This is a genomic window from Vibrio agarilyticus, from assembly GCF_012641465.1.
Classification (GTDB): domain Bacteria; phylum Pseudomonadota; class Gammaproteobacteria; order Enterobacterales; family Vibrionaceae; genus Vibrio; species Vibrio agarilyticus.
Window position 1 is genome coordinate 381,483 of sequence record NZ_JABAIK010000002.1, and the last position, 7,598, is coordinate 389,080.

Here is a 7,598-nt window from a genome sequence, read left to right on the forward strand (position 1 = left end):
AGTGGTTTGGGTATAATCACGAGGTCACGGATTAGCATCGTTCAATCGTGTCAAAATGTAATCACAAAAATAGCCCTTACTGTCAGTAAATTTATCCGTTATTGAAAAGCGGGTGGTTTTTAGAATATGGCTTAAAATCTTATCGTCGTATTTTCTTGAGATTTCAGTGTGAATTTTTTCACCTGATTCAAAGTGGTAATCTTTGCCAATGGCTTTAATCGACACCGTTTGCGAAACGAGACTGGTGAGATAACTTTTGGCAATGCCTTCGTCTTCAGAGTATTCAGGCGTGTGTTCAAAACACGACAGGTCAAAATTGGCGCCCAATTCCGTATTAATGCGATGCAGTAGGTTCAGATTAAATGCCCGTGTGACGCCTTGAGCGTCGTTGTACGCAGGAAGTACCACACTGGCGGGTTTGATGATATCAACGCCGAGTAAAATTTTGTCGCCCAAATTGAGGTTAACGCCCAAGCTATGAATGAACTCTGTGGCCAGTTCGTCTGACATGTTGCCTAAATTGGAACCTAAAAAGAGCAACACTTTAGGCCGATGATCATATTTCAGTGTTTCAAGGATTTCGAAGTAATCACCGTGCTGCGGTTTAACATTGACCTGAGGCATCTTTTGCTGAAGCGACTGTTCAAGTTGTGTTAACGCATTGCGTGAGATATCGATAGGCACGTAATCATAGTGGTAGCCGTTTTGCGATAGAGCGCTCAGCAGTTTTTGAGTTTTACTGCCATCGCCAGCGCCCAGTTCAATCAGATCAAAATAGCGTGTTTTGTCGAGTTGAAACCCCGCAATAATTTCCTCGATTTGAGTATCAAAAATCGCCATTTCTGATCGCGTAAGGTAATACTCTTCAAGGCCCATGATCTCAACAAACAGCGCGTCGCCTTTCTCGTCATAGAAATATTTTGACGGTAACTTTTTATTCAGTTGGCTAAGACCACTGTCGACATCATCAATAAAATTCTTATTCATTCTCTTTTACCAAACGGATTCCGGTGAATTGCCACTGAAAATGTGGATGAAAGAAGTTGCGATACGTGTAGCGTTGGTGTCCGTCAGAGGTTGCAACTGAGGCCCCGCGAAGTACCATCTGATTGATCATAAATTTGCCGTTATACTCACCAACAGCTCCGGCACTGATGCGAAAGCCGGGGTAGGGTAAATACGCCGACGATGTCCACTCCCAACGCTTTCCCCAATCGAGCTGTTGCGAAGCGACCTCCCATTCAAATTCGGTTGGCAGACGCAGCCCTTTCCAATGGGCAAAAGCACTGGCCTCATAAAATGAAATGTGGGTTAAAATTGCGTTAGGATCTAATGGCTTGAGTCCCGCAAGGGTGTAGTAGTGCCATTGATGGTTGATTTTTTGCCAATACAGTGGCGAGCGGATGTGATTTTGCTCGACCCAACTCCAGCCGTCATCAAGCCAATATTGAAAGTGTTCATAACCCCCATCTTCAATAAAAGCGATGTATTCACCGTTAGTGACCAGATCTTTTGCGATGGAAAAAGGGGCTAGCCAGACTTTGTGGTGCCCAAGCTCGTTGTCATAACAAAAGGACGCGTCGTTATGGCCAATCTCATACAGCCCTTCAGCAATGGAAAGCCAACCAGAGCATGAGTTTGTATCCGCCACTTGGACTGCGCCATCGTGATAAACAGGGTGTGTGGGGTTTAACGAAAAGGTGTATTTGAGATCGGAGAGTAACAGCTCTTGGTGCTGCTGCTCATGATGAATGCCAAGTGTAATAAGATCCTCTAACGCGCTTTCAATCGAGGGTGTGTCATTTAAAAGCTGAATTATCGCGCGGTCAACATGCTGACGATATCGGTACACTTCAGCGACGGTTGGGCGCGTGATGATGCCGCGCTGCGCACGGATAGCTCGCTCACCAAGGGCGCGATAGTAACTGTTAAACAGAAAATCAAACGTCGGGTCAAATTCACAATATCCCTTGGCGTAAGGTTTGAGAACAAAGCACTCAAAAAACCAGGTTGTGTGTGCAAGATGCCATTTTGGTGGGCTGGTGAACGCTTCGGCCTGTGGGACGTAATCTTCGGTGCTTAATGGCGCACACAAAGCTTCCGTGTAATGGCGCGTTTTAAGATAATGCTCAAGTAACATACCACTCCTTTGGTGATGATACGCTGAGTTGAATTATCTATAAACGTAGACAAGTCGATGAATTTGCGCAAATCGCATTCAAGTTCATGATTTCACTGATGTGGCGTGATTTTGCATTTAATATTAAGGTTGTGCTATCCCCATTCCACTGGAAGCTGCAGGGCTGTTGGTTAGCTCTCACAAACCTCATCACATAGTCTACCTATGCTCAGAGGCTTTGCTCGTTGGTCGCCACCTGCATCTTCAAGTTGTTTGGGTATAGAAGCGTTGTTTGCCTCCTACCTTCAACGCCAAGTTATTTGGGTATAAAATACCTTAACAATAATATTATCAACACTGAGTTTGAATTGAGGAAAGGGCGTGAATATTCGATTGATGGCGGCAGCGGATTTGACCAAGGTAGCACAAATTCACGCACAAGCGTTTGTACGGCAGGGGCACTCACAAGAGTGGATTGAGTGTTTATTTAATGGGTTTCCACACCACCTAATTTACGTGGCAGAGCGTGAGAATGCGCTTATGGGGTTTATTGTTTGGAGTCAGAGAAGCGGTTTTCGCCAAGAGGTGGTGCTTGAACTGGAGCAGTTGGCGGTTGCTCAAGAATATCAGCGACAAGGCGTCGCGAGGCAGCTCATTACCGCCTCTTTGCCTTTGATTAAAGTGCAGCTTGCTAAGCGTGAGGCAAGCTTAAAACATGTGATAGTGAATACTCGCGTCGATAACTTTGCCCAGCAGCTTTACCGTGATGCTTTAGGTGCGGAAATAGCAGCGACGATAAGCGATCTTTATTCTGCTGACGAAGTGTTTATGATTGCGCGAAATATCGGTTAAATCGCGTTGCCTTCACGAACTCAGCCCCGTCTCACTCGAAAATGCCATTAGGTGGCAACATCAACTGGGACGGGTCGATTAACGGTTTTATACCCGTCCTACTTGAAGTTGCAGCTGTGTTGACGGGCACTCACAAACCTCATCACATAGTCTACCTATGCTCAGAGGCTTTGCTCGTTGGTCGCCTACCTGCATCTTCAAGTTGTTTGGTTATCGTAATCAATGGTGTTTGTTATTAACTAAGCAGTGCGGCAGCAATGCCGATAACACCGCCGAAAACGCCGCCCCAGACAACAAGCCAGCCCAAATGCTCTTTTATCATGCGCTGAACCATCTCTTTGACCATTTTAGGGGTGAGTTCATTGAGCCGTTGATCGATGATGTTTTCGATATTTTGGCTGATTTCCGCCATCATGGTGGGAGATTCTAACTGACCTTTCAACGCCTCTTTAACGTCATCGTTTTGACTCATTTCGATAAGAGCTGATTGCATTTTTTCCACGAAAGGTTGTTTTAGCGGCTCTAACGCTTCGCGGCCACCAAACATGGCAAGCATGGCACCAAATTGCGACGCTTCAATGACTTCAACTAATGAATCAAAACTGGGGTTGAAATCCACTTGTTCGATAATCGGCTCAAGGTTGAGCATGTTTCCGCCATGGAACTCTTTGTTCAAAAATTTATCAATATTTTCAACGGTAAAAAATTGCTCCATCATTAGTGTCTTAATGGCGAGCTTAAATTGTTCAAATCGTGCTGGGATCACGCCAGAGCCGTAAAGTCCCGGCACTTTTTCAAATAACATGTGAATGGCAAGCCAGTTGGTTACGGCACCAGAAAAAGCGAATAATCCTGCATTTTGCACCACAGAATTGTCGATGAGATGGCCAGCGCCAAGCGCAGCAAGCGCGATTGTGTTTGTTAGTAAGCTTTTGTTCATTTTATGTGTTGTTCATATCGACCCAATCGAGGCTGACGGTGGTTAAGCGAAAGCCTCGATGGGGTATCTCCGTCCTACTTGAAGCTGAAGTGCTTTTCTTTAAAAAATTAAGGGGCTGGCTCTCGCAAACCTCATCACATAGTTTGTCTATGTTCACAAAGTGCTCAGAGGCTTTGTTCGTTTGCCGCCTACCTGCATCTCCAAGTTGTTTGGGTATAAATGTATTATGTTACGTAGGTTGCGCCGCGAGAGATAGCAATAAAACTATTCGTCGGCAAGAAAGCCACCTGTTTGATGGGCCCACAGTTGAGCATAAATGCCGTTGTTTGCCAAAAGTTCTTGATGAGAGCCTTGCTCGACGATAACGCCTTTATCCAGCACAATCAGACGGTCCATTGCTGCTATGGTTGAAAGACGATGAGCAATCGCGATCACCGTTTTCCCTTGCATTAATTCATCCAGGCTCTCTTGAATCGCGGCTTCAACTTCTGAGTCCAGCGCTGAAGTGGCTTCATCAAGCACCAATAGCGGTGCATCTTTGAGTAACACGCGTGAAATCGCGATACGTTGACGTTGCCCGCCAGAGAGCTTCACTCCGCGCTCGCCCACCTGAGCGTCGTAACCGATGTTACCAAAGGGATCGGTCAGCGTTTCAATAAACTCATGGGCGTGAGCTTGGCGGGTTGCGCGCAGCAGATCGGCCTCGGTGGCGTCGGGATTACCATAAAGAATATTGTCACGAATGGAGCGGTGCAGCAGCGATGTATCTTGAGTCACCATGCCAATTTGCGCGCGTAGCGAGTCTTGGGTGACATCATCAATGGCTTGACCGTCAATGAAAATTCTTCCCGCTTCTACGTCATGAAATCTCAGTAACAGGTTAACCAAGGTTGATTTCCCCGCGCCCGAGCGCCCCACCAAACCCACTTTTTCTCCTGGTTTAATGCTGAGATTAAGATGATTGATTACCCCTTTGTTCTCACCGTAGTGAAACGAAACATTGTCGAACACGATGCCACCTTGATGAATTTTCAGATCGGGAGCGTTCGGTTTATCTTGAATCGTAATCGGTTTTGACAGTGTTTCCATGCCATCGACGACGGTACCCATGTTTTCAAACAGCGCGCCCACTTCCCACATGATCCATTTGGACATGCCGCTGATTCGTAGAGCGAGACTCACTGCGATGGCGATGGCTCCGACACTGATGGCACTGCATAGCCACAGATAAATCGATAATGCGCCAATGGTAAAAACCAAGAGGTAGTTGGTAATTTCGACCGCGATATTAAAGCCAGTGACTAAACGCATTTGGCGATAAACGGTGTCGAGAAAGCCTTCCATACCTTCTTTTGCATAAGTAATTTCGCGCTGGCTGTGAGAGAACAGTTTGACCGTCTGAATGTTGGTGTAGCTATCGACAATGCGCCCAGTCATTGTTGAGCGCGCATCGGCCTGTTCGGTTGCGATCTGTTTAAGTCGTGGGACAAAATAAATTTGAATCGCGATGTAGCACATGAGCCAAACTAACATCGGCATCATCAGTCGCCAATCTGCAGCCGCAAGCATCACAATCATACTCGTGAAATAGACCGAAACGTAGACAAATACGTCCATCGCCTTCATTACCGACTCACGTACCGCGAGCGCGGTTTGCATCACTTTTGTGGCCACACGACCAGCAAAATCGTCTTGGTAGAAGTGCAAACTCTGATTCAATAAGTAGCGGTGCGCCAGCCAACGGATCGACATTGGGTAATTGCCCAACAGCGTTTGATGAATAAGAAGTGAATAGACCACCACCAAAATGGGCATCACGACCAAGAGTAAGCCGCCGTATAAGAGCAGCTCATTTTGATTGTCGGTCAAAAAGGTACGCGGATCGCTACTTGATAGCCAGTCCACGAGTTGGCCCATCACGCCAAATAGAGAAACCTCAACAATCGCCACAATGGTCGAAAGGAACGCCATTAGTAGCAGAGGTTTTTCAAATCCTCGAGTGTAATAACGGCAAAAGGCGTATAAGCCGCGGGGGGGCTGATCTGTAGGCCTTTCGGGGAATGGGTTGGTAAATCGTTCAAAACGCTGAAACATGACAACACCTCATCGCAAGTCAGACCTTGATCCTAGCGCAATGAGGCGTGAAATGTCACTGATATCCTTACCGATTATTTGCGGTTCACCCGCAGGTTTGTCTAAATGGTGGCGTGATGCTGACGAAGTAATTTGTCCACGGCGTGTTTGCTGGTTTTCCCGATGGTTTGCATCAAGTGAAAGTTAGGTTGAGCAATCCCTTTAGCCCGTAAGTCTTCAACCAGTAATAACCATAGTTTGGCTGTCATCTGCGAGTCGGCCAATGCGCGGTGAAACGTGCCGTCGTGCTCAATGTTTTTATACCGCACTAACTCACCCAGTTTGTGTGACGGCGCCTCTTGGATCAGGCGACGCGCAACTAAGAGAGAACATGCAAAGTTTTGCGGATAATTGACGCCAATGCGCTCAAATTCGGCATCGAGAAAACGCTTATCAAACGACGCGTTGTGCGCGACCAGCGGAGTATCGGCAATAAAATGGGCAAAATCAGCCATCACTTCATCATTACTTGGCGCGTGCGCAAGCATCTGGTTGGTGATCCCAGTGTAGCTTTCAATAAAACCACTGATGCGAAAACCGGGGTTCATGAGCTGTTGATATGTGGCTACCACTTCGCCATTGGTTAGCTTGACGGCGCCAATTTCAATTGCACGGTCGCCCATATTTGGCGAGAGCCCTGTCGTCTCGAAATCGAGCACAATGACGCTATCTGCACGGTGTTGAGTTTGAATCATGGTAAGTCCTCACAAGAGCCATTGTGGGCGGCATCATAGCGGTTTACGGTGCATTATCCCAAATAAAAATAGTGTGTGTATCTTTGCTAGTTAAACGCTGTAGGCGTGTTGGTTGGCGCGAACAAACTTCATCAGATAGCCAGCTTATGGTCAAGATGCGTGGTTCGGCGAGAATGGCAGGGGAGATCGGTATATACTGCGGCTTTTCTGTCAATGAAGAGAAAGGATCATGGCAACAACGGCTGTCTTCGCTGATGTGCAAAACATCTATTACACCACTCGTGAGAAATATCGCGCACATTTTGATTATAACCAATTTTGGTATCTGGCATGCGCGTCACAGACGATTGCACAAGCGAACGCGTATGCGATTGCGTCAAATGATCCAAAGCAGCGTCAATTCCACCATATTTTACGTGGCATTGGGTTTGAGGTGCAGCTAAAGCCCTTTATTCAGCGGGCTGATGGCAGTGCTAAAGGGGATTGGGATGTGGGCATCGCATTGGATGTTTACGAGGCCGCAGCAAACGGTGTGTCACAGATTATTTTGTTGTCTGGCGATGGTGACTTTGAACCTTTGGTGCGCCGCGTTCAGCAGCGCTTTGGCACCCGGGTCGATGTGTACGGCGTGCCGGGCTTAACCGCACAAGCACTGATAGAGGCTTGCGATACGTTTATCCCGATAGATAACACTATGCTACTTCATGCGCGCTGAATCCTGCATCTTGAGGTTATTTGGCTACATACCCAAACAACCCCGCAACTTCAACGAGAAAAGAGTATAAACCTGTAGTTGCCCCCACTAAAACGGACAGTTTAACTCGCCACTTTAAGAGCTCGGTACTCTCTCGGTGACATC

General features: G+C 47.0%; 7 protein-coding genes. 2 read left to right on the forward strand and 5 right to left on the reverse strand.

From position 1 onward, the window contains the following. Nucleotides 1–24 precede the first annotated feature (24 nt). Nucleotides 25–987 carry an L-histidine N(alpha)-methyltransferase gene (locus HGP28_RS03645; protein ID WP_168835071.1) on the reverse strand — a complete coding sequence of 321 codons (963 nt, stop codon included), beginning with the start codon at nt 985–987 and terminating at the stop codon, nt 25–27. Beyond that, complete coding sequence (egtB, locus tag HGP28_RS03650; protein WP_168835072.1) at nt 980–2,140, reverse strand: ergothioneine biosynthesis protein EgtB; 1,161 nt, start codon at nt 2,138–2,140, stop codon at nt 980–982. Before egtB ends, HGP28_RS03645 begins: the two co-directional genes overlap by 8 nt. A 375-nt stretch (nt 2,141–2,515) precedes the next feature. Here egtB and HGP28_RS03655 point away from each other — a divergent pair, with 375 nt between their 5' ends. Further along, a complete protein-coding gene (locus HGP28_RS03655; RefSeq protein ID WP_211091879.1) occupies nt 2,516–2,971 on the forward strand; it encodes a GNAT family N-acetyltransferase in 456 nt (151 codons plus the stop codon). 235 nt (nt 2,972–3,206) lie between these two features. Here the strand turns inward: HGP28_RS03655 and HGP28_RS03660 are convergent, their stop codons facing one another. The 3 genes from HGP28_RS03660 to HGP28_RS03670 form a co-directional block, all read right to left on the reverse strand. Continuing rightward, nucleotides 3,207–3,911 carry a DUF445 domain-containing protein gene (locus tag HGP28_RS03660; protein WP_168835074.1) on the reverse strand — a complete coding sequence of 235 codons (705 nt, stop codon included), beginning with the start codon at nt 3,909–3,911 and terminating at the stop codon, nt 3,207–3,209. A 264-nt stretch (nt 3,912–4,175) separates the two neighbouring features. Next, the gene (locus HGP28_RS03665; RefSeq protein ID WP_168835075.1) at nt 4,176–6,005 is read right to left on the reverse strand and encodes an ABC transporter ATP-binding protein; all 1,830 of its coding nucleotides are present in this window, start codon (nt 6,003–6,005) and stop codon (nt 4,176–4,178) included. A gap of 101 nt (nt 6,006–6,106) precedes the next feature. Further along, nucleotides 6,107–6,739 carry a 3'-5' exonuclease gene (locus tag HGP28_RS03670; RefSeq protein ID WP_168835076.1) on the reverse strand — a complete coding sequence of 211 codons (633 nt, stop codon included), beginning with the start codon at nt 6,737–6,739 and terminating at the stop codon, nt 6,107–6,109. A gap of 229 nt (nt 6,740–6,968) precedes the next feature. On the opposite strand from HGP28_RS03670, the gene HGP28_RS03675 reads away from it, so the two are divergent. Then, nucleotides 6,969–7,454: a LabA-like NYN domain-containing protein gene (locus tag HGP28_RS03675; protein ID WP_168835077.1), complete on the forward strand. Its 486-nt coding sequence runs from the start codon at nt 6,969–6,971 to the stop codon at nt 7,452–7,454. Nucleotides 7,455–7,598: the final 144 nt, after the last annotated feature.

Bases quoted from the DNA above. Each gene is read 5' to 3' on its own strand.
- HGP28_RS03645 (WP_168835071.1), bottom strand. From the start codon at position 987: ATGAATAAGAATTTTATTGATGATGTCGACAGTGGTCTTAGCCAACTG.
- egtB (WP_168835072.1), bottom strand. From the start codon at position 2,140: ATGTTACTTGAGCATTATCTTAAAACGCGCCATTACACGGAAGCTTTG.
- HGP28_RS03655 (WP_211091879.1), top strand. From the start codon at position 2,516: ATGGCGGCAGCGGATTTGACCAAGGTAGCACAAATTCACGCACAAGCG.
- HGP28_RS03660 (WP_168835074.1), bottom strand. From the start codon at position 3,911: ATGAACAAAAGCTTACTAACAAACACAATCGCGCTTGCTGCGCTTGGC.
- HGP28_RS03665 (WP_168835075.1), bottom strand. From the start codon at position 6,005: ATGTTTCAGCGTTTTGAACGATTTACCAACCCATTCCCCGAAAGGCCT.
- HGP28_RS03670 (WP_168835076.1), bottom strand. From the start codon at position 6,739: ATGATTCAAACTCAACACCGTGCAGATAGCGTCATTGTGCTCGATTTC.
- HGP28_RS03675 (WP_168835077.1), top strand. From the start codon at position 6,969: ATGGCAACAACGGCTGTCTTCGCTGATGTGCAAAACATCTATTACACC.